The organism is Paenisporosarcina sp. NPDC076907 (assembly GCF_050269735.1).
Taxonomy (GTDB): Bacteria; Bacillota; Bacilli; order Bacillales_A; family Planococcaceae; genus Paenisporosarcina.
In genome coordinates this window covers 69,622-91,245 of the sequence record NZ_JBNNIX010000001.1, presented here as the reverse complement: position 1 = coordinate 91,245, position 21,624 = coordinate 69,622, and the positions used below count along the sequence as shown (strand labels likewise).

Annotated in this window: 18 protein-coding genes; 8 read left to right on the top strand and 10 right to left on the bottom strand. The window is 40.9% G+C overall.

The window, feature by feature from the left end; translation table 11 throughout:
- Positions 1 to 57: 57 nt before the first annotated feature.
- A complete protein-coding gene (locus tag ACQKEV_RS00435; RefSeq protein ID WP_427442313.1) occupies positions 58 to 381 on the top strand; it encodes a hypothetical protein in 324 nt (107 codons plus the stop codon).
- 24 nt (positions 382 to 405) lie between these two features.
- Positions 406 to 2,403, top strand: a complete 1,998-nt coding sequence (locus ACQKEV_RS00430; RefSeq protein ID WP_427442311.1) for an ABC transporter permease subunit — start codon at positions 406 to 408, stop codon at positions 2,401 to 2,403.
- Between the two features lie 63 nt (positions 2,404 to 2,466).
- On the opposite strand, the gene ACQKEV_RS00425 is transcribed toward ACQKEV_RS00430, so the two are convergent.
- The 5 genes from ACQKEV_RS00425 to ACQKEV_RS00405 all read right to left on the bottom strand — a co-directional run bounded on the left by ACQKEV_RS00425 (position 2,467) and on the right by ACQKEV_RS00405 (position 6,041).
- Complete coding sequence (locus ACQKEV_RS00425; protein WP_427442310.1) at positions 2,467 to 3,006, bottom strand: dihydrofolate reductase family protein; 540 nt, start codon at positions 3,004 to 3,006, stop codon at positions 2,467 to 2,469.
- A gap of 32 nt (positions 3,007 to 3,038) precedes the next feature.
- On the bottom strand, positions 3,039 to 3,602 hold the full coding sequence (locus ACQKEV_RS00420) for a maltose acetyltransferase domain-containing protein (protein ID WP_427442308.1): 564 nt from the start codon (positions 3,600 to 3,602) through the stop codon (positions 3,039 to 3,041).
- Between the two features lie 26 nt (positions 3,603 to 3,628).
- Complete coding sequence (locus ACQKEV_RS00415) at positions 3,629 to 4,189, bottom strand: shikimate kinase (protein ID WP_427442306.1); 561 nt, start codon at positions 4,187 to 4,189, stop codon at positions 3,629 to 3,631.
- A gap of 275 nt (positions 4,190 to 4,464) precedes the next feature.
- Complete coding sequence (locus ACQKEV_RS00410; RefSeq protein ID WP_427442305.1) at positions 4,465 to 5,046, bottom strand: TetR family transcriptional regulator; 582 nt, start codon at positions 5,044 to 5,046, stop codon at positions 4,465 to 4,467.
- Entirely contained in the window at positions 5,046 to 6,041 is a 996-nt protein-coding gene (locus ACQKEV_RS00405) for an aldo/keto reductase (RefSeq protein WP_427442303.1), read from the bottom strand. The genes ACQKEV_RS00410 and ACQKEV_RS00405 overlap by 1 nt, the downstream gene beginning before the upstream one ends.
- A 413-nt stretch (positions 6,042 to 6,454) precedes the next feature.
- Between ACQKEV_RS00405 and ACQKEV_RS00400 the strand changes: the two genes are divergently transcribed.
- A complete protein-coding gene (locus ACQKEV_RS00400; RefSeq protein WP_427442301.1) occupies positions 6,455 to 6,889 on the top strand; it encodes a MarR family winged helix-turn-helix transcriptional regulator in 435 nt (144 codons plus the stop codon).
- 140 nt (positions 6,890 to 7,029) lie between these two features.
- Positions 7,030 to 7,554, top strand: coding sequence for an NAD(P)H-dependent oxidoreductase (locus ACQKEV_RS00395; protein WP_427442300.1), 525 nt, complete (start codon positions 7,030 to 7,032; stop codon positions 7,552 to 7,554).
- Positions 7,555 to 7,663: 109 nt separating this feature from the next.
- Here the strand turns inward: ACQKEV_RS00395 and ACQKEV_RS00390 are convergent, their stop codons facing one another.
- The 3 genes from ACQKEV_RS00390 to ACQKEV_RS00380 all read right to left on the bottom strand — a co-directional run bounded on the left by ACQKEV_RS00390 (position 7,664) and on the right by ACQKEV_RS00380 (position 10,960).
- Entirely contained in the window at positions 7,664 to 9,304 is a 1,641-nt protein-coding gene (locus ACQKEV_RS00390) for a hypothetical protein (RefSeq protein WP_427442298.1), read from the bottom strand.
- Positions 9,297 to 10,097: an ABC transporter ATP-binding protein gene (locus tag ACQKEV_RS00385; RefSeq protein ID WP_427442297.1), complete on the bottom strand. Its 801-nt coding sequence runs from the start codon at positions 10,095 to 10,097 to the stop codon at positions 9,297 to 9,299. The genes ACQKEV_RS00390 and ACQKEV_RS00385 overlap by 8 nt, the downstream gene beginning before the upstream one ends.
- A gap of 455 nt (positions 10,098 to 10,552) precedes the next feature.
- Complete coding sequence (locus tag ACQKEV_RS00380) at positions 10,553 to 10,960, bottom strand: organic hydroperoxide resistance protein (protein ID WP_427442295.1); 408 nt, start codon at positions 10,958 to 10,960, stop codon at positions 10,553 to 10,555.
- Between the two features lie 294 nt (positions 10,961 to 11,254).
- Here ACQKEV_RS00380 and ACQKEV_RS00375 point away from each other — a divergent pair, with 294 nt between their 5' ends.
- Both ACQKEV_RS00375 and ACQKEV_RS00370 read left to right on the top strand, forming a co-directional pair.
- Positions 11,255 to 12,541 carry a GntP family permease gene (locus ACQKEV_RS00375; protein WP_427442293.1) on the top strand — a complete coding sequence of 429 codons (1,287 nt, stop codon included), beginning with the start codon at positions 11,255 to 11,257 and terminating at the stop codon, positions 12,539 to 12,541.
- Positions 12,542 to 12,560: 19 nt separating this feature from the next.
- Positions 12,561 to 13,337, top strand: a complete 777-nt coding sequence (locus ACQKEV_RS00370; RefSeq protein WP_427442292.1) for a 3-hydroxybutyrate dehydrogenase — start codon at positions 12,561 to 12,563, stop codon at positions 13,335 to 13,337.
- 60 nt (positions 13,338 to 13,397) lie between these two features.
- Here ACQKEV_RS00370 and ACQKEV_RS00365 read toward each other — a convergent pair whose 3' ends face one another.
- The gene (locus ACQKEV_RS00365; protein ID WP_427442290.1) at positions 13,398 to 14,870 is read right to left on the bottom strand and encodes a glutamate synthase subunit beta; all 1,473 of its coding nucleotides are present in this window, start codon (positions 14,868 to 14,870) and stop codon (positions 13,398 to 13,400) included.
- Between the two features lie 22 nt (positions 14,871 to 14,892).
- A complete protein-coding gene (gltB, locus tag ACQKEV_RS00360) occupies positions 14,893 to 19,485 on the bottom strand; it encodes a glutamate synthase large subunit (RefSeq protein ID WP_427442288.1) in 4,593 nt (1,530 codons plus the stop codon).
- 372 nt (positions 19,486 to 19,857) lie between these two features.
- On the opposite strand from gltB, the gene ACQKEV_RS00355 reads away from it, so the two are divergent.
- Positions 19,858 to 20,001 carry a hypothetical protein gene (locus ACQKEV_RS00355; protein ID WP_427442286.1) on the top strand — a complete coding sequence of 48 codons (144 nt, stop codon included), beginning with the start codon at positions 19,858 to 19,860 and terminating at the stop codon, positions 19,999 to 20,001.
- Between the two features lie 272 nt (positions 20,002 to 20,273).
- A complete protein-coding gene (locus ACQKEV_RS00350; protein WP_427442284.1) occupies positions 20,274 to 21,587 on the top strand; it encodes an MFS transporter in 1,314 nt (437 codons plus the stop codon).
- Positions 21,588 to 21,624: the final 37 nt, after the last annotated feature.

Below are 21,624 nucleotides of genomic sequence, written 5' to 3'. Positions count from 1 at the left end.
AAAAATGTTAACTCCACAATAAGTATAATGATATTTTAAATGATTAGGAGTGAGGTTTTGAAAAAGTTTATCACCTTAAGCATAACGATATTAATTATTGGAAGTGTGCATGGAATTACTGCCTTTATACTTGACTCTAATTTTACTGATATCGCCATTCCCTTCGGGTTAGCGGCTATATTTTTGGCATACATTTTTACAAACAAGGGCGGGGCATTAAGTCGTCAGATGGATTCGCAGATTCAAGGAGAAACTGGAATTCGAATGGACAAGACTAAAAAAGTGACAAGTCAATCATTTGTCTTCCACGGATCCATTGTGTATTTTTCTTTGGCTTTATTACTTACCCTTTATATTTATAAAGATTATTTCATTGAATAATAAGGAAACTTAAAGGAGGTTTTTATGCGAAGTTTTGCAGCCATACCATTAAAATTCATGCTTGGTATTATCGGGATATTGTTCATTAGCTGTTCACCCGTACTCTTTTCTATAAACAATCCCTTTAATTTTCAACTTTTCTTCTTATCTTTTGTAGATTTAGTAAAAGATTTAATGAACCCCTCTGAGTGGCATTTCAATTACACAGCCTCATTAAACGAAGTTGGCACATTATCTTTTAATGATTATTTTAAAGGACCCTACTTGTATTCTATGACCATATTGATACTGTCTCTACTAGTATCTTTACTTGTTTCTTTTGGATTGGCACTTTGGACTACGCTGACAAAAGGAAGTGTGAAAAGAATCACTCTAAAAGTGGTGAAGGTTTTAGAGTCATTTCCTGATTTTTCATATATTTTTCTCATACAAATAGTAGTTGTTCAAGTTTTCTTAGCCACAGATATCTTGATATTGGAATTTTACAGTTTAGGAGATAATTTAGTATATATTGCTCCAATTCTATGTCTTTCCGTTCTACCAACACTACTATTTTTCAAACTCTTCATACTTTTGTATGAAGAAGAGGCTGAACAACCATATGTAGAACTAGCAAAGTCTAAAGGATTAAGTCAATTTGATATTTTCATTCGGCATTGTACACCCAATGTGTTAAAAAGCATCTTTTTTCAATCTAAATCCATCGTATGGCTGACGTTGTCTTCCATGTTAATTATTGAATATCTATTTGGAAGCAACGGAATTCTCTATTATTTATTGTATGATTTCAGTCCTAAAGGGACCACTTTTATATTGGTTTCGATCTTTGCGCCGTTCTTTATTTTCTATTCTATTTTAGAATATGTAGTTAACAAAGAACGAATTGAACGAAATACTATTTTTGAGAAATACAATCTCCCTTTTTTGGATATTATTCAATTTCAATCGATTTTACGTCATAAAAGATTAGGTGCTAAACTAGCACAAACTTTTAAAACACTGAGAGTTACTTTATTTAAACACCGGAATATTATGATATCCATCGCTGTTGTCCTGGGGTTAATGGTCATCAGTTTCATGTACTCCGTATTATTTAACGATCAAATCGATCAAATTAATTTTGTTTATAATGATGAAGGGCGAATCATCAGTAAAGCTCCTCATCCCCCTTCTGGTGCTGTATTATTTGGAACGGATCCGTATGGTTATTCAATTTTGCAGCAATTATTGGTCGGACTTAAATACACCATCATCATTACGTTGATTATTGCCACGTTTCGGATCGTAGCAGGATATATATTCGGCCTCATTTATGTATTCTATTTGAATCAGAAAATCCGGAAAATCATTAATTCTATTGCCGACGGTATGCACTTTCTTCCTTTGACTCTGGTCGTATTTATGCTACTCCAACCGATATTGATCAATAATACTGGAGAGTGGCATACGACACTGTTTGAACGATTGCTGTTTCAGTCCTTAATTATGGCCCTCATTGTTTTACCGGTTACGACCAGCCTCATAGGAAACGAAATGAATGAAACGTTGAAAAAAGAGTACGTCCAAAGTTCTGTTGTAATGGGTGGCTCCTTATTATGGATACTAATAAAACATATAAATCCACAGTTATGGCGGAAACTTGTTTTATTTTGGACCCAACATGTCGTACAAGTACTTCAAATGTTTGTGCATCTTGGGATTCTTAATATTTTTGTTGGAGGGGCGAGGTATTATCCTGACACCCCGTATCGCTTGGTGCCAAAAATATACGAGCTATCTGGCATGATTGCCATCTCCAGAGAAGTATTTATTACGAAGCAATTCTGGATGATTATTCCGCCATTACTGGCATTTATGTTGTTAATATACTGTTTCAATACAATTGCAGAAGGGATTTCTCCTAAGTCCGCCCTACTGCTGCCTCAGCGTCTAAAAAGGTCAGAAGCAATGCAGGTGAAATCGAACATAATTAATCAAACTCTGGATTCTAAAAGCTTTGTGCGGTTGAGTGATGTAAAATAACCGTTTTAATCGCGAAAAAGTGGCTGAATCTTACCTCAGCCACTTTCTTTTATTTAAATATAATTATAATTTATCAGCCATAATATAATGGTTTTGTACAAACTGACCCATTCTTGTCGTCTTCAGAAGTTCAAGCTTTAGCTCGTGAAAGCCCTCTCCAAACAATGGAATTCCTTTTCCGAGCAATACAGGGGCTACCGTGATGATGAATTCATCGATTAGACCGTTAGCCATGAATGACGCCAGCAACGATGACCCTCCAACGAACCAAATATCTTTCCCACTTTCGCTTTTCAACCGCTCCGCAAAGTGCACAATTTCTTCTTTCACAAAGTGGACGTTCTCGCCGTCTTCATGTTCTTCAGAAGTAAACACATAGTTGATCCGGTCTCGATGTGGATACTCACCTTTTGCCATCCGTACTACGTCTTCATACGTTTTTCTGCCTAACACCATCGTATCTATTGTTTCGTAAAAAGCACCAAATCCATTGTCACCTTCGCCTTCTACCGCAAATAACCACCCCAGGTCGCCATCTTCTTTAGCGATAAAACCGTCCAAACTGGTCGCTATAAATAAAATTAACTTACGTTTTTGTTCCATTTTGACTATCCTTCCATGGATAAATTAAAACTTTATGTCATTTCAATTTTCTTGATCACTCGAGCGGGATTTCCTCCAACAATCACATTAGCTGGAACATCTTTCGTCACGACCGCTCCAGACGCAATAACAACATTATCACCAATCATTACACCAGGATTAATGATTGATCGTCCTCCGATCCAAACGTTGTCCCCGATTGTGATTGGTTTGCCATATTCGCGCATCGTGTTGCGTTCGATCGGATGAATCGGATGAGTAGCCGTATAGATATGGACGCCAGGTGCCACAAAGCAATTGTCTCCTATTCGAACTTCACATACATCGAGAATGACGCAATCAAAATTAGCGAAAAAGTTCTCTCCTACATGAATGTTGTATCCATAATCACATCGGAATGTGGGTTCAACGTATAAGCCTTCACCCGTGGAGCCAAACAAATTTTTCAACATCTCTATTCTCTTGTCCGTTTCATATTCAAGGGTTTCATTAAATAGTCTGGTTTTAAGACGGGCTGTACCGCGTTCATTTATAAGTTCTGGATCTGCGGGGTCGTACATCTTACCCGCAAGCATTTTCTCTTTTTCGGTCATCAACTTTTACCTCCAATCTCATTACACATCTATAGTTCAAATCGCTCTTGAATTAACTTCGCTGTCTCGGCTGCAGTTAAATTTGTATTGTTAATTTTCATGTAATTTTTTCTCGTCACTTCTCCATCGAACGAATTGAGCCTGAATTTATTCGCTATGCTTTTCAGATGCTCTTCTGACCATTTAATGTCACGCTTCGTTGGTTTGTGTTCAAGTCGATGAGGGGATTTATTTCTTTCAAGCCTTTCATCCATGTCTGCCTGCAACTCGACGATATAGACTTGTACGCCTTTGGATTCGAATATTTGGCTGGTTTTCTCGACATAATCCCAGTCGACTTGAACGTCGAAGCGCCACACAAATGTAAAAATCACGCCATACAGATCACTTATCGCAAACTCTTCGAACATTTGCTGTCGAAACGATTTAACCAATCGACTTCCTACTTCCGTCCCGTATTCAAAAAACGGATGTACAAGCTCGATGGTCAAATGATTATGAAACAACTTCAATTCTGTAATCTTTTCCAATTCATGCCCCACAGTCATTTTTCCGACGGCCTGAGGTCCCACGATGATGATAAATTTCATTATTTCTTTCCTTTCCAAATAACGCATTCGTTATAACGCATTGCGAATTTGCTATAAGATATATTTCGCAGGATATTCACTAAGTCAGCACAAAACTTTCCAATTTCATTCCATTGACTTGTTTTCTACATTTATACAGTAACTTCCTTTATTTACTCACTTTCGTAATTATAGAACATTCTACTTGATAGAAAAAACACCTTCGAATTGTGTACTTTAAAAAGTACTTTTCGAAGGTGTTTTAAAAATTTTTTAAAGGCGCCCTAAATACATTTTCATTTTACAATGCCAGAAAGTATCAAGTTCCATACGACTTCAAATTCTGAATTAATCGTAGGGGATGTCCACTCTTTGGCGTGTGCTGGATGATGAAATCGCGCAGTTGCCATAAAAACTCCACTTGCTGTGGATGCGGCATTACTCGATTTAAACTCTCCATTCGCTATGCCCGCTTCAATAATCGGGGTAATTTGTCCGATTAATTCCGCTATGTGAGCATTGACCACTTCTACTGATTCTTCAACAAGCGTTGTATACATTGTAAACAGCTCGGGATCTTCTTGAGCCTTTGAATGTTTGATGTGTATCAATTTTTCAATCCATAACTTTAATTGCTCTGATGACGGGCAATTCTGTTCTGTAACTATCGTTAATGGTTCCATAATACTATGGAGCCATCTTTTTGCTACTGCTTCACGTAGAGACGCTTTACTTGGATAATGACGATATATGGTGCCATGACTTACATTTAAAGCTCGCGCAACATCAACTACACTGGTTTTCTCAGGTCCAAATCGGCGAAGCACTTGCTCTGTAGTATTTAAAATTTCTTCTTTTGTCAGAGCTTGATCAGCCATCAGCGTTCACTATCCAACATGCCCATATCGGCTTCACGATAACGAGTACCAGCAACTGCTTCAGCAGGCACAGCCGCTTCAATTCGTTCCAAGTCAGAATGGCTCAAATGCAACTCCATTGATCCAAAAGCATCCTGTAAATGAGATACTTTTCTCGCACCTATGAGCGGAATCACATCTTCCCCTCTCGAAAGAACCCAAGCAATAGCCAATTGCGCGACAGTGGTTCCCTTTTCATGAGCGAGAGATCGTAAAGCCTCAACTAAAGCCAAGTTCTTATCGAGGTTTTCACCTGAAAAACGAGGAACATAACTACGGAAGTCACGAACATCCGTTTTCCGCTCCTTGGACCATGCGCCACTCAACAAGCCTCTCGAAAGCACACCATAAGCAGAAAGAGAAATCCCTAATTCACGTAAAGTTGGCAAGATGTTTTCTTCAATTCCTCGGCTGAATAGAGAGTACTCAATTTGAAGCCAGCTAATAGGGTGAACGGCATGAGCACGACGAATTGTTTCTTCACCTGCTTCAGACAAGCCAATTTGACGTACATAGCCAGCCTTCACCATATCTGCTATAGCCCCAACGGTCTCTTCAATCGGTACGTTCGGATCCACACGTGCTGGTTGATAAAGATCAATATAATCGACGCCTAATCTTTGTAATGTGTAAGATAGAGAATTTTTCACCGCTTGCGGCCGGCCATCTATACCAACCCATCCACCATCAGGAGAACGCATAGCACCAAATTTAACCGCAATAAATGCATTATCGCGCTTTGTTCCTTTTAAGGCTTCTTGCAATAAAAGTTCATTGTGACCGACCCCATAGAAATCTCCCGTATCGAATAAAGTGACGCCATCTTCAATTGCCTTGTGTATCGTTGCAATACTTTCTTTTCGATCAGTTGCACCATAAAGGTCCGACATTCCCATGCATCCAAGACCTAAAGCCGAAACGGATGGACCATTTTGACCAAGTGTTCTGTACTTCATACTATCCCCAACCCTTCTCTTCAATTTGGAGTTATTGTATCAGATTCGACAAACAACAATCAAGTGACAGATTTTGTTTTTTGTCATTATATCTAATCAACACCACTAATAACAGTTTGAGGTTATTCGATTTTCGCTATTATTTTCCCTTTAATATGGCGTTCTGAAAGACGTGTTAATGCACCTGGGTACCACTGTGAGTGTAATAGTTTCCGCAAGCATTAAAGTCCTTGTGCCAATAGACTGAGCAATTCAAATCATTCATATCCATTTTTGGCCAAGTCTTGTTGTGTCTTTAAATCTCCCGACTCGTGAGCAGCTTCTAATGAAAACAAAACTTTTCGTTGGAAGTAGTTGACCATTTCTCTCATTCATGTTAATTTGTATATGCAAATGAAACGGAGCTGATTGAAATGAATGAAGAAGAACAAGTATTGATTCATTGTCTATATTTTACGGCAAACCGATTTGCGCGTAACATGACCAAGTTGGCTGAAAGTACATTTGATTTCGGTGACTTAGCTCCATCTTATTTGTACATGATCATGACTGTAAAATTCCATCCAGGAATCACTCAAAAAGAGCTATGTCACAAGCTATCCATCGCTCCTTCTACAAGTACAAGGTTCATTGACAAGCTGGAGAAACAAAAGCTTGTCGTTAGAAAATCAAGTGGTAAAGAAACATTAATCTCTTTGACTGAAGATGGAGAAACAGTCTATGCTCAGTTTCGTATCTCACTAAAAGAATTATTTGAAGAGTATTCTGCTGTTTTAGGTAAAGAATCCAGTTTGGAATTAAGTAAAATACTTCACGAAGCAAGTAATAAATTAGAAAGAGATAAATAATTTTTTGTTTTTCATTTGCATATACAAATAACTGCTTTAATAAGTTATTTAAATACTGGAATTCTGCCGTATGCACAAAAACAAAATAAAATTTTTACACTGTCATTTGTATATACAAAATTAAAAAGGATGATTATTATATGAAAACACTAATACTAGTAGCTCACCCAAATTTATCGGGTTCTGTTGTTAACAAGACTTGGATGGAAAGATTACAGAAGGAAGAAGAGATGACCGTCCATAATTTATACGCAGAGTATCCGGATGGCCGAATTAATAAGGAACGTGAACAGCAGCTTCTGTTGGAACACGATCGAATCGTTTTTCAGTTTCCGTTTTACTGGTACAGCAGTCCTTCATTACTAAAGGAATGGCAAGATGTGGTGCTCTCTTACGGTTGGGCTTACGGACCAGAAGGCACTAAACTTCGTGGAAAAGAGTTTATTTTGGCTATTTCTACAGGTGGACCAGAAGCAGCTTATCAAGCAGGAAGCTACAATCACTACAGCATGAGCGAATTGACAAAACCATTTCAAGCAACTGCTAACCTTACGGGCATGCGTTTCTTGCCCACATTTAAAATCCAAGGCGTACGTTTCTTAGAAGAAAATCAAATTCAGGAGAGTGCTGAACAACTAGTTCGCCATCTTAAAGCTACTTATTGACCAAAAATTTAGACCCTACTTCGATATTCGAAGAAGGGTCCTTTTTATTCTTAGTGTCTGACAACTACCGAGAGCCCTAGAATTGTGAACCAAAAAACTCACTCAATACTCATCTACCTAGCGGCTTTGCTGTTGTTCTCGGAAAGATGAGTACCCAACCAATGATGACTGCCCCTAGTAGAAGGATGAAATAGATAGGCAAGCCGTATGGAATCTTCAATGCTATATAATGAGCGCCGTAAAAGAGACCAGTTATCAAGGCGAGCAAGAAAGACTTGGCTGACTTCGCTTCTTTAATAAATTTGAACGACTTTGAAAAAGGATAGCGATCATGTTTTATTAGCTTATAGGTTACAAGAGACTGTACGATTCCCGCCAGAAAAATAATGAGTAGCTGAGGAATGAGACTGATGGAAAACAGCCAAGTAAACCCGATGCTGACAGCAAGAAAAATCGGCAGGTATAGCTTAACGATGAACGATTTTAATGTGCCACTATAAATAGACGCAGTCTGCTGAATAGGAGCAGTCCCAAAAATCCAACTTGCTTTGTAGTCTCCAGAGTATTGGAGCATCTGGATGACGGGAGGTATCATAAAGTTACAGAAGTAGATTGATAAGTAAGCATTCCCACTGAAAACTTCCTCCATGGAACTAAATCGGATTTCATTCACTACAAATAGATAAGGAATGAAAAGTGACAAAGCCAACCCCGGATAAACTTTTAGTTTAAACTCCCTATCCTTTTCCATCATCAATCCAGCAAAACGAAATATTGCCCGTTCCTCTTTTGTTCGACATAGTATCTTCGACCAAAGCTCGCCAAAGCCCCTCCACTTCTTTTTCTTCCTACTCGAGTGAGTCAACAGTTTCTGCAGATTCCGTTCGAATGAAGGCATCATTTTCACATACATCATTAACGAAATGACCGGAACCAATAAAGCCAGGATGGACAATGCCAGCAACGGTATGGACGAATCCTCATGCAGTAACAGTTCGAACGGTGCTCCGAACCAAAAGGCAGGAATGAAGAGGTGCCACCAGTCGAATTGATACTCAAACCCCGCCTCGGTGAATTCAAGGGATCTCCCCACCAGTTGGTACCCTAAGAAAATGCCAATGCTCATGATAATCTGAACATAGTTAATAATGTCCTTCAGACGCTCTCCATCAAAAAATTTCAAGACTAACAAATACAGTAAAGCCGTAGCTACCACTACGAACAAGCCAACAAATATCAAGGTACCCACAAACAACAACGCAAATAGGGGGCCTTGGCTGAACAAACTAACCGCTACTGGTACGGCCACAAACGCTCCAGTAATCGATACCATATAAATCAACACGTGAATGGTTTTTGCCGCTTGTATCGTCCGATTGTCAATCGGTCTCGTATTCAACATGAATCTGTCCCGCAAATCAAGCAAAACCGTAGAAAAATCGGAAATCATCGTCGTCATCAAAATGAAGATGATAATCCCAAAGACCAGGCTCATTTGAATCATTGTATTTCCATTCATCAGAATGAAAGGAATCAAAATTAATCCGTAGAGCGCATAAATTCCCAAAGATTTCAGGAATTGATTATTTTCTTTTTCTGGATTTCCACCCTCGAAAATAGTTGGTACACGGCGGTCATCCATTGTCAGTTTCGACTGAAGAATTTTCCGCATGATATCGTAATCGATTCCGAGTCCTGTGAACAATTTACGAAATGCATCCAGCATTCGTAATGAGCGAAAATCATCCATTTCGCTGTCCTCCCGCCATTCTGGCGACAAGACGTTCGGCAATATGGCGATGATCACTAAAGCCGGTCAATTGATTGAAAATACCTTCTAAGGACCCTTCTTCCCCTTGCATGACCAGCTCCTTAAACGTTCCATCTGCTACAATCGTGCCTTCTACCAGTAGGACTATGCGTGTACTTATTTTTTCAACGACGTCCATGATATGGGAAGAATAAAAGATGGTCTTGCCTTCAGCGGCAAGCAACGTAATCATTTCCTTAATGACCATCATGCTATTAGCATCAAGACCGCTCAGAGGTTCATCAAAAAATAATAGGTCTGGATCGTGCAACAAGCTCGAGATAATCAAGACTTTTTGTTTCATTCCCTTTGAAAAGGAGGAGATGCGACTGTCATACACTTTCTCCAGTCCGAAATCGATCATTAGGTCGAGTGCTTTGTGCTCTGCTTCTTTTCGCTCGAGACCATAGAGCTCCCCAGTGAACGTCAAATATTCCCTTGGCGTCAAGGTTTCATAAAGCTCCGCATTTTCAGGTACGTAGCCAATTTTTTTCTTATATGTATTGTCACCGCCCGCGATATCTTGGCCGAAAATCTCCACTTTCCCTTGATAGCCATCAATCAGTCCTAGCATGATTTTGACGGTGGTACTTTTTCCAGCTCCGTTTGGCCCGATATAGCCAATAATCTGACCTCGGTAAACATCTAAATTAATATCGTTCAAGACCGTTTTGACTCCATACTTCATCGTCAATCCGGTCAGTGAAAGCAGTTTTTCTCTATTTTCATTCATATCCATCCCCCTATTCCAGTTTATCATAATTCCAACATTTGGAACTAAGGTATTCTGAATTTTCTACTATGTTCTATTTCTCCATAAAAAATTGGCAGGGACCGCCACTTCGCTTTCTGTGGGCTTGGCTTCAGCCACCTACGGGGGGCTTCAGCTCAAGCTCTTCTCACAGGAGTCTTCGTGGCAATCCCTGCCTTACATTTATTACGAGAATGAGGCTGTAATGCGACAACAAAATTTATGATAATTCCTTACCACTAGATGATGTGTTTAAGAAGATCGAGTGATCAACATTTAGATACATCCTATAGGCAACATTCAATTCTAAAGGTAAAAGTGGTTCTAAAACACCATCAACACTTGGTACATGGCAAATCAAAATTCTATACTTTTATATCTTCCAAAAAACCCGATTTCACATGGAAATCGGGCTAATTAAAGTGACTATGGGGACTTTAAGCAATTCGACTTCCAACATCCACCTTGATGTTGTCTTTTATCGCGCGTGAATATGGACAAACGTTGTGTGCAGCTGTGACAAGCTTTTGAGCAACTTCCAACTCTACATCACGTACAAGAACATCTAGTTTAACGGAAAGTGCATAGCCATCCGTATTTTGGTGCAATGTAACATGAGCAGTGACTTCCGATCCACCGTGTTTAATTTTTTCTTGTCCTGCCACCAAATTCAGAGCGGAATCAAAACAAGCTGCATAACCCGCCGCAAATAGTTGTTCTGGATTCGTTGTATCCTGTTTGACACCGGGCATTGCCAAGGCAAGATCGAGTACGCCATCTTCTGAGCGGATTCGCCCTTCCCGCCCTCCAGTCGCCGTAACAGTTGCTGTAAATAGTTCTTTCATTGTTTTACCACCCTTTCCTTTTGGTCTGCTTAACATCTTGTTAAAGCGCTACAACTATTGTTGCCCGTATTAAATAACCTATCCAATTAACTTGAAACTGTTTAATGTGAAATTTTGGATGTTAAAAGCACTTGCAAAGTGGGTATTTAAACCAAAGGAATACGAGTGATTAAAAACTGAATATTATACCTAGTCTTACTTGTAAAAATGTACGACTTTTTCCTTGACAGCTTAAGCGCTTGTGTCCAAAATTACAAACCTATAGGGGTATTTTAAATAAAGGAGCACGTAATCATGATTAACATTATTATCGGATTAATTTTACTAATGGCCCTCGCCTATTTAGGGTGGTCCATCATATGGATAGCACCTCTCATTGCGCTTTTGGTAGCAGGGTTAGAGGGACTTGATTTATTGCCAGCATATACAGAAATTTATATGACTGGGTTTGTAGATTTCGCTAAAAAATGGTTCCCTGTATTTTTACTTGGGGCAATTTTTGGGAAACTGATGGAAGAAACGGGCATGGCCCAATCAGTAGCTTATAAAATCACTCAATTCATAGGGAAAAAACGAGCGGTCTTAGGTGTATTGGTTGGAGCAGCTGTACTAACTTACGGAGGCGTTAGTTTATTTGTAGTTGTATTTGCTATTTATCCTCTAGCCCTTGCACTATTTCGAGAAGCCGATGTTTCAAGAAAGCTCATTCCGGCTACTATTACACTTGGAGCTTTTACGTTTACGATGACGGCACTTCCAGGAACGCCTCAGATTCAAAATATTATTCCGACTGAGTACTTCCAAACAACTCCGACTGCTGGGCCCATTATGGGTGTGGTATCTGGATTAATTATGGCGGTGGGTGGTTACCTTTACTTAGCTTGGAGAAGTAAAAGACTGCAAAGCAAAGGCGATGGATACACAGAACCTAAAAACGGGGACGAAGTGAAAGAAATTGATGCTTCCACTCTTCCAAACCCTTATCTGTCCATTTTGCCATTACTAATCGTGGTGTTTGTATTAAATATTTTAAAACTAGATATTCTTCCATCTTTATTGATTGGAATCATTGCGATCATGCTGTTGAGTTTCAAGAAATTCAAAACGTTCATTAAATCGATTAACGGCGGTGCAGCAGGTTCAGCGATGGCCATTTTAAATACGAGTGCGGCTGTTGGTTTTGGTGCAGTTGTTACGGCCGTACCAAGTTTCAAACAGTTAACCGACTTGATTCTAGGCATTAAAGGAAATCCTTTGATTTCAGAAGCAGTCGCTGTTCAGTTACTAGCAAGTATTACTGGTTCGGCATCTGGCGGTATGGGGATTGCGCTCGAAGCTTTGGGGGATAAATATTACCAACTATCCCAAACAACCGGCATCGACCCAGAAGCTTTTCACCGAATTGCTTCTGTCGCATCAGGGGCATCGATACTGCCACATAATGGCGCATTACTGACCTTATTGGCTGTAACGGGGCTAAAACACAAAGATTCATATTTAGATGTTGCGGTTGTTGGTTTTATCATTCCAACCATTGCCGTAATTGCAGCAATAATATTAGCAAGCATGGGACTTTATTAATTTAAAAGGAGATCTGATTATGTTAAAAGATAAAGTAGTGTTTATTACAGGTGCGGCTCAAGGTATTGGTTATGAAGTTGGGGAACGATTTGCTGAAAATGGAGCAAAGGTTGTCCTTACAGACTTAAATGAAGAAGGCGTCAAAAAGGCAGCTCAGCAACTTGCTGACAAAGGATACGAAACTCTTGGCATCAAGTGTGACGTAACGAACGAAGAAGAAATAAAAGCAGCCATCGATCAAACAATTGCGCATTTCGGTGAATTCCATGTCTTGATTAACAACGCTGGCTTACAATATGTATCACCAATCGAAGAATTCCCAACCGAAAAATTCGAGTTATTAATTAAAATCATGTTAACGGCACCGTTCATGGCGATTAAGCACGTGTTCCCTCAAATGAAAAAACAAAAATATGGTCGTATTATTAATATGGCTTCCATTAATGGTGTAATTGGTTTCGCTGGAAAAGCAGCTTATAACAGCGCTAAGCATGGCGTTATCGGTTTAACAAAAGTTGCGGCTTTAGAAGGTGCAGAACACGGCATTACGGTAAATGCATTATGTCCTGGCTATGTGGACACGCCACTTGTAAGAAATCAGTTATCGGACTTGGCAAAAACACGCAATGTAGAACTGGAGAAAGTATTAGAAGAAGTAATCTACCCTCTTGTTCCTCAAAAACGTTTATTGTCAGTTGATGAAATTGCTGACTACGCGCTATTCCTTTCAAGTGAAAAGGCAAAAGGTATTACAGGTCAAGCAGCCATTCTTGATGGTGGCTACACAGCTCAATAAGAAAATTTTTAAATAAAAGGAGTGTACATCCATCGTGGAAGTACACTCCTTTTTGTATGTCTATGGTAGTACCGTTGTCCCCATCAAATAGCGATCACATTCCCTCGCTACTTCACGACCTTCATTGATGGCCCATACAATCAAGCTTTGTCCTCGGCGCATATCACCTGCAGAAAAAACGCCTTCTACATTGGTTGCATACTTCCCGTATTCCGCTTTCACTGTTGAGTTAGGGTTTGTTTCCACATTCAATTGCTGAAGAAGTCCTTGTTCCGGACCATTAAATCCAATGGCTAGCAACACAAGGTCCGCTGGCCATACTTTTTCGGTACCCGGTATTTCTTCGCGTATTCGATTTCGGAGCTTTACATGGATGGTATGGACTTCTTTGACATGACCCTCGTCGTTCCCCACAAAACGCGTGGTTTGAACGGCATAAGCTCGTGGGTCTTCCCCGAATTTACTTGCAGCCTCTTTTTGCCCATACTCCAACCGATGAATGATCGGATATTGCGGCCAAGGATTGCCCAGCTCATCACGCACTGCGCCTTTTTTGTCGTATATATCAAACTGCGTTAAACTCTTGCAATTATGACGAACGGCTGTAGCCAGACAATCTGTCCCTGTATCTCCACCACCGATGACAATGACATCTTTTCCTTCCGCTGAAAGGTATTTGCCATCTTGAAGATTCGAATCCAACAAACTTTTGGTGTTGGCATGAAGAAATTCCATTGCGTAGTGAATTCCTTTTAATTCGCGTCCTTCCACTTGAATGTCCCGATGAATGGTTGCACCACCACATAAAATGCTGGCGTCAAATTCAGATTGCAGTTTTTCAACGGGATAATTTTTGCCAACTTCCATGTTTGTCATAAATGTAATGCCTTCTTGCACTAATAAAGCAACACGTCGTTCTACCATTTCGTATGGCAGTTTCATTTCTGGAATCCCGTACGTCAAGAGACCACCTACACGGTCGTTGCGTTCGAAGACTGTTACCCAGTGACCGGCTTTATTGAGTTGCGCCGCAGCTGCGAGGCCAGCTGGTCCAGACCCAATGACCGCTACTTTTTTACCTGTCCGTTTTTCGGGAGGTTCCGGAACGACCCAACCTTCTTCAAAGCCTTTTTCGATAATAGCGCGTTCCACGGTACGAATGGCGACAGGAGGTTCGTTTATTCCCAGGACGCATGCACCTTCGCACGGAGCTGGGCATGCAGTGCCGGTAAACTCAGGGAAGTTATTCATTTCATGTTCCCGCTTCAACGCTTCCTTCCATTGTCCTTGATAAACGAGGTCATTCCATTCAGGTATCAAGTGATAGACCGGACATCCGGATGTCACCCCATTGATTTCGGTTCCTGTATGACATGTAGGCACGCCACAATCCATACAACGTGCTGCTTGTGTCTGGACTTCCTGTTCCGTCATCGGCACCGTATAATCCTGCCAATCCTTTACACGCCGCTGTGGTTCGCGTTCACGTTGTGATTGACGCTCATACTCCATAAATCCAGTTGGTTTTCCCATCATATCCCTCCTTTTTGCCAGATTATTTTGCGGACCCAACCTTTTTACTTTCCTCGAATGCCGTCATCTGTGCATCGAACATGGTCAAGCCACTGTCCTGAAGCTCTTTGATTCGATTGTTTATCGTTAAATAGGATTTTGGAATAACACGCACGAATTGTGAAGAATACTTCTCCCAATATGCTAAAATGCGTTTTCCGAGACCACTATTTGTATACTCCACGTGCTGTTCAATCATCGAATAGAGCTCTTTCATCTCTTCCTTATTTTCAATGGGTTGGATCTGAACTAGTTCCGTATTGCATTGGGATAGGAATGTTTCATCTTCATCAAAAACATACGCTACGCCACCTGACATTCCTGCAGCAAAGTTGCGTCCTGTCGAACCTAAGACGACAACTTTTCCACCCGTCATATATTCACAACCGTGATCACCAACTCCTTCGACTACTACATTTGCGCCACTATTACGTACACAGAAACGTTCGCCGGCGATTCCTTGTATATAGGCTTCACCAGCAGAAGCTCCATAGAAAGCTACGTTGCCAATAATAATATTTTTCTCAGGAGGGAAAGTGACCACTGGATCGGGATGAACAATAATTTTCCCTCCAGACAATCCTTTTCCTACGAAGTCGTTTGAGTCCCCAACGAGTCGGAGCGTTATTCCCCGGGGAATAAATGCACCAAAGCTTTGGCCCGCGGATCCTTTTAATGTCAGACGAATGGTATCCTCAGGCAATCCTTTTTCCCCGTATCGTCGAGTGATTTCACTGCCGAGCATCGTTGCCGTGACCCGGTTAATATTTCGAATCGCTGTTGTAAATTCCACCGGTTGCTGATTTTCGATGGCTTTACGACAAATTGGAATCAGTTCCTGGAAATCGAGCGTCTTCTCTAAGTCATGATCTTGATCAATTGTATGATAACGTCCTACTTTTGCGGGCAAATCAGGTGAGTACAGAAGAGCAGTCAAATCGATGTCTTTTGCCTTCCAATGGTCAATCGCTTTGTTTACTTCAAGCGCATCTGTACGTCCCACCATTTCGTTGATGGTTCTGAAACCGAGTTCAGCCATTAGCTCTCTCGTTTCAGTAGCCACAAAACGCATGAAGTTCGCGACATGTTCAGCATCTCCCGTAAATTTCTTGCGCAGTTCAGGATTTTGCGTTGCAATTCCTACTGGACATGTATCCATATGACAGACACGCATCATGACACAGCCGAGCACCACAAGTGGGGCTGTTGAAAATCCGTACTCTTCCGCTCCGAGAAGTGTAGCTAATACCACGTCTCTTCCCGTCATCATTTTGCCGTCCGTTTCCACAACGATGCGATCACGAAGTCCATTTAACAGGAGTGTCTGATGGGTTTCAGCTAATCCGATTTCCCATGGTAATCCAGTATGTTTTAAACTCGTACGAGGTGCTGCTCCCGTACCGCCATCATAGCCACTGATTAGGACAAGGTCCGCTCTTCCTTTTGCAACGCCTGCAGCTATTGTTCCCACCCCGACAGCGGAAACCAATTTAACGCTAATACGAGCTCGAGGATTAGCATTTTTCAAATTATGAATGAGCTCTGCCAAATCCTCAATTGAATAGATATCGTGATGCGGTGGCGGTGAAATCAGTTCAACTCCAGTTGTAGAGCCACGAACTTCAGCAATCCACGGATATACTTTCTTACCAGGCAAGTGCCCACCTTCACCAGGTTTGGCCCCTTGTGCCACTTTAATCTGGATTTCATCTGCATTGACCAAATAGTGGCTCGTCACACCAAATCGGCCTGATGCCACTTGTTTAATGGAACTTCTTCTTGAGTCTCCATTTGGATCAGGCGTAAAACGGTCGATATCTTCTCCACCTTCACCTGTGTTACTTTTCCCACCTACACGGTTCATCGCAACAGCCAAGGCTTCATGTGCTTCTTTCGAAATGGAGCCATAAGACATCGCTCCGGTTTTGAAACGTCGGCAAATCTCCTCGACAGATTCCACTTCTTCAATCGGCACAGACTGTCCCTTCTTAAATTTCAAAAGCCCTCGTAATGATTGGAGGTTGGTTGTTTCGTCTGTTAATAGTTTTGTGTACTTTTTGAACACTTCATAGTTATTCGTTCGACATGCATGTTGAAGTGTATGGATCGTACTCGGATTGTATTGATGATCCTCACCGTTCGCACGATATTGGAATTCGTCACCAGTTTCCAGCGCTTGATTATTCCCGCGATTTTCACCAAATGCCATTTCGTGACGCATGAGCACTTCTTTTTCAATCATTTTTATGCCGATTCCACCCAGTCGTGAAGACGTTCGGGTGAAATACTTATCGATCACATCCATGTGAATGCCCACTGCTTCAAATATTTGAGCTCCACGATAGCTTTGAATCGTGGAAATCCCCATTTTGGAGAGGACTTTAATGACTCCGTCTGTTACTGAATGGATATAGTTATTTACCGCTAACTCCACTGACTCTATTTCGATTTCGCCTTTTTCTATCAGTGTGCGCACGGAATCAAAGGCTAAATATGGATTGATTCCTTCCGCACCGTACCCAAGTAAGATTGCGAAATGATGAACTTCTCTCGGTTCGCCTGACTCTATTAAAATACTGATTTTCGTACGCGTGCCTTGACGAATTAAATGATGATGCAAGCCAGAAACCGCAAGAAGTGCCGGAATGGCTGCGTATTTTTCTGACACGCCACGATCAGATAGAATCAGCAACGTATGTTCTTCTTGAACTGCCTGGTCAGCTTTTACAAATAATGCGTCGAGTGCCTTTTCCATTTGACAGTCGCTAGTTCCACTTGACGTTGCATCAAATAGCGTCGAAAATGTAATCGATTTAAACCCATCCAGTTGTTGGGTTCTAAGCTTTTGAAGTTGTTGATTTGTCAGTACTGGTGTTTTCAGACGGATATGCTTACAGCTCTCAGGACCAGGCTTTACCAAATTGCCCTCAGCACCAATTGTGGTGTCAACCATCGTCACGATTTTTTCGCGAATGGCATCAATCGGCGGATTGGTGACTTGAGCAAAAAGTTGTTTAAAGTAGTTGTATAGTAATTGTGGTTTTTTCGATAAGACGGCTAGTGGGGAATCATAGCCCATGGAACCGACTGGATCTTTACCTTCCAACACTAAGGGCTTGATGATTTTATTTAGTTCTTCTCTTGTATAGCCAAATGCAAGCTGTTGTTTTAACAACTCTTCGCCATTGTGAATGGGTGGTTGTTCCACCGCTTCAGGTATATCTTCTAGATTCTTCATGTTTTTCAGCCACTCTTTATACGGCTGTTCAGAAGCAATTTGAAGTTTGATTTCTTCATCTGGAATGATCGTTCCTTTTTCCAGATCAACTAAAAGGATTTTACCAGGAGCTAGTCTTCCCTTGTATTCAATATCATCAGCAAAAATATCCAATGCCCCAACTTCGGAACCTAGGACAATCATGCCACCCTTCGTTACATAATAACGGGCGGGCCTTAGACCATTTCGGTCAAGACAGGCACAGATTTGGTTGCCATCTGTAAATACCAGTGCTGCTGGACCATCCCATGGTTCCATTAACGTACTGTGGTATTCATAAAAATCACGTTTTTCTTCTTTGATTGTTAAATCATTCGCCCAAGGTTCCGGTACCATCATCATGGCTGTATGGGCCAGCGAACGTCCAGAGAGATGCAGGAATTCGAAGCAATTATCAAACATCGATGAATCACTGCCGTCCGCATCGATAATTGGTAATACTTTTTGCAAGTCTTCCGGACTGAAAAACGCGGATTCACATAGTTGCTCACGAGCACGCATCCAGTTGACATTGCCTCTTAAGGTATTGAACTCTCCATTGTGGATGGTATAACGATTAGGATGCGATCTCTTCCAACTTGGGAAGGTATTTGTACTGAAACGGGAATGTACAAGTGCTAAAGCGGATTTAAATTCAGGATGATTCAAGTCAATGTAAAATGAATCAAGTTGTTCGGGGATTAGCATGCCTTTGTAGACAATCGTGCGAGTTGATAAACTGCAGATGTAAACATCCTCATAGTCTTTCACACTTGCCAATTCTTTTTCAATTCGTTTGCGAATCACGTATAGCTTTCGTTCAAAATCCATTTGATCTTTAATATTTTCGTTTACTTGAATGAAAAATTGCCTAATGGTCGGCTTCGTTTTGGTCGCCACTTTTCCAACAAAAGAGTCATTGATTGGAACAGGGCGCCAGCCAAGAAATAGCTGACCTTCTTCTTCAATAATTTGTTCAAAAACTTCTTTGCTTTTCATGCGCAAGTCGTGATCTTTAGGTAAATAAACCATTCCCACACCATAGTCGCCTTCTCTCGGCAACAGGATGTTCTCTTTCTCACATTGCTTTTTAAAGAACCGATGGGGAATTTGAGTTAATATCCCTGCTCCGTCCCCTGTACTCGTATCAGCGGATTGCCCACCGCGATGCTCCATATTACAAAGCATGTTAATGGCATTCTGTACAATCCCATGGGTCTTTCTCCCGTTAATATTAGCCAGCATCCCAATTCCACATGCTTCGTGTTCTTGTTCTGGATCATATAAACCTTGTGCTGCAGGATATCCAGTTTTCGTCATGACAACGTCCCCTTTCGATTTAATCTGCTGAAAGATGTTCATTGTTTCATGAAGGGGCTCTTCATTGCATGTACACTTCCAATTTCGAAACAGTATACCATAAAATCCACATTTACACACAATTCCGATAATATTATTTATTCATTTTAATAGATAAATATGAATGAAAACGCTCTCATCATTGTTATTAAATCATATCAAATATAACAAAAACATATATGCACCAACGATTTTAGACGATTTATAGAAATTTAACTGTTTCTCTTAAAAACATTATTTATACATGTCTTCACTCTGAAATCTCGAGCAGGAGTTTAGTTTTGTGAAAGTGGGTAAACTACTTATATGTAAATAATTAAAGGAGGCAACACCATGAAAACGAAAACTAAATTTCTAGCAATGCCATTGGCGGCAGCACTTTTACTTGGCGCATGCGGCGACGATGAAAAAGAAGATGATATTGAAGTTGAGGACCCGATGTTAGAAGATGACGGGGAAAATGATGTAGGTGGATGACTTGAAGTGAAGAGATGAATTATCTCTTCGCTTTTTACTTGTTTTAATTGGAAGGGTTTTTCATCGCCAGAAATAGGGAACAAACAACTATTGTTTGAGGTTATTTTGGAAAGCTATGTGCTTAAGGAAAGAACATTACATAATTAACTATCGCTCTTATTTTCCTTTTCCCTTGAATTCCATTTTTCAAAATACCTTAAAATCATCTGCTCGTTCAATTGATTCGTTTGGAACAATAACGACGGCAAGACCATAATGAGGAGGATTTGTTAATGACAAAAGCCACAGAGCGAGCGAATACGCGTCGCATAACAGGTAACATTTTTAAAGGTTCGGTTGGAAATCTAATCGAATGGTATGACTGGTATGTCTATTCTGCTTTTGCAATCTACTTCTCTTCCGAGTTTTTCCCTGAAGGAGATTCGACGAGCCAACTTCTTAACACAGCTGCGATTTTCGCCGTCGGTTTCTTGATGAGACCCATCGGTAGTCTTTTGATGGGTCGCTATGCTGATCGTCATGGACGGAAAGCAGCTCTGACGCTTTCCATTATGGTTATGGCTGGCGGTTCTTTAATCATTGCCTTGACGCCTAGTTATAGCAGTATAGGCATTATGGCGCCGATTATTCTTGTTTTAGCCCGACTTCTTCAAGGTTTGTCTTTAGGTGGAGAATATGGAACATCCGCTACCTACCTGTCTGAAATGGCTAGTAGCGGACGTCGCGGTTTCTATTCAAGCTTCCAGTATGTCACGCTTGTTGCCGGGCAAATGGTTGCGCTCGGCGTTCAAATCGTCCTTCAGCAAGTGCTTAGTGAAGCAGATATGTATTCCTGGGGCTGGCGTATTCCTTTCGTTATCGGTGCAATGGGTGCATTAGCCGTTATGTGGCTTCGTCGTACGATGGATGAATCGGAACAATTCACTAAAATGGATACGAAAAGTAAAGAAAGCGCCGGAACTATACGTGCCCTTATGAAACACCCGAAAGCGGTTCTGACGGTTGTTGGCTTAACACTAGGTGGAACAGTTGCTTTCTATACCTACACAACATATTTACAAAAATTCATGATCAATACAGTTGGACTGGATAAAGAAGTCGTCAGTTGGATAAATTTCTTGGCATTACTTGTTTTTGTCGTCCTTCAACCTATAGCAGGTATGCTTTCGGATAAAATCGGCCGTCGTCCTTTACTAATGACTTTTGGGATTCTCGGTACGTTACTGACGGTGCCAATATTCTTCATCCTGGAGCAAACGACTAGTCCCGTTATTGCTTTCTTGTTGATGATGCTTGGTTTGGTTATCGTTACCGGCTATACTTCCATTAACGCGATTGTAAAAGCTGAACTTTTCCCTACTGAAATACGTGCTCTAGGCGTGGGATTACCTTACGCTTTCACTGTCGCTATCTTTGGTGGGACAGCAGAATTCATCGCGTTATGGTTAAAAGATATCGGACATGAATCACTCTTTTACTACTATGTAGCTGGCTGTATTGCCATCAGCTTTATCGTTTACTGGCGTATGGCAGAGTCTTCGAAAGCCTCGCATATTGAAAGAGAATTGGACACAGACAAATTTTAAAATAAAAGGGCATTCCTCCACGGGAATGCCCTTTTTA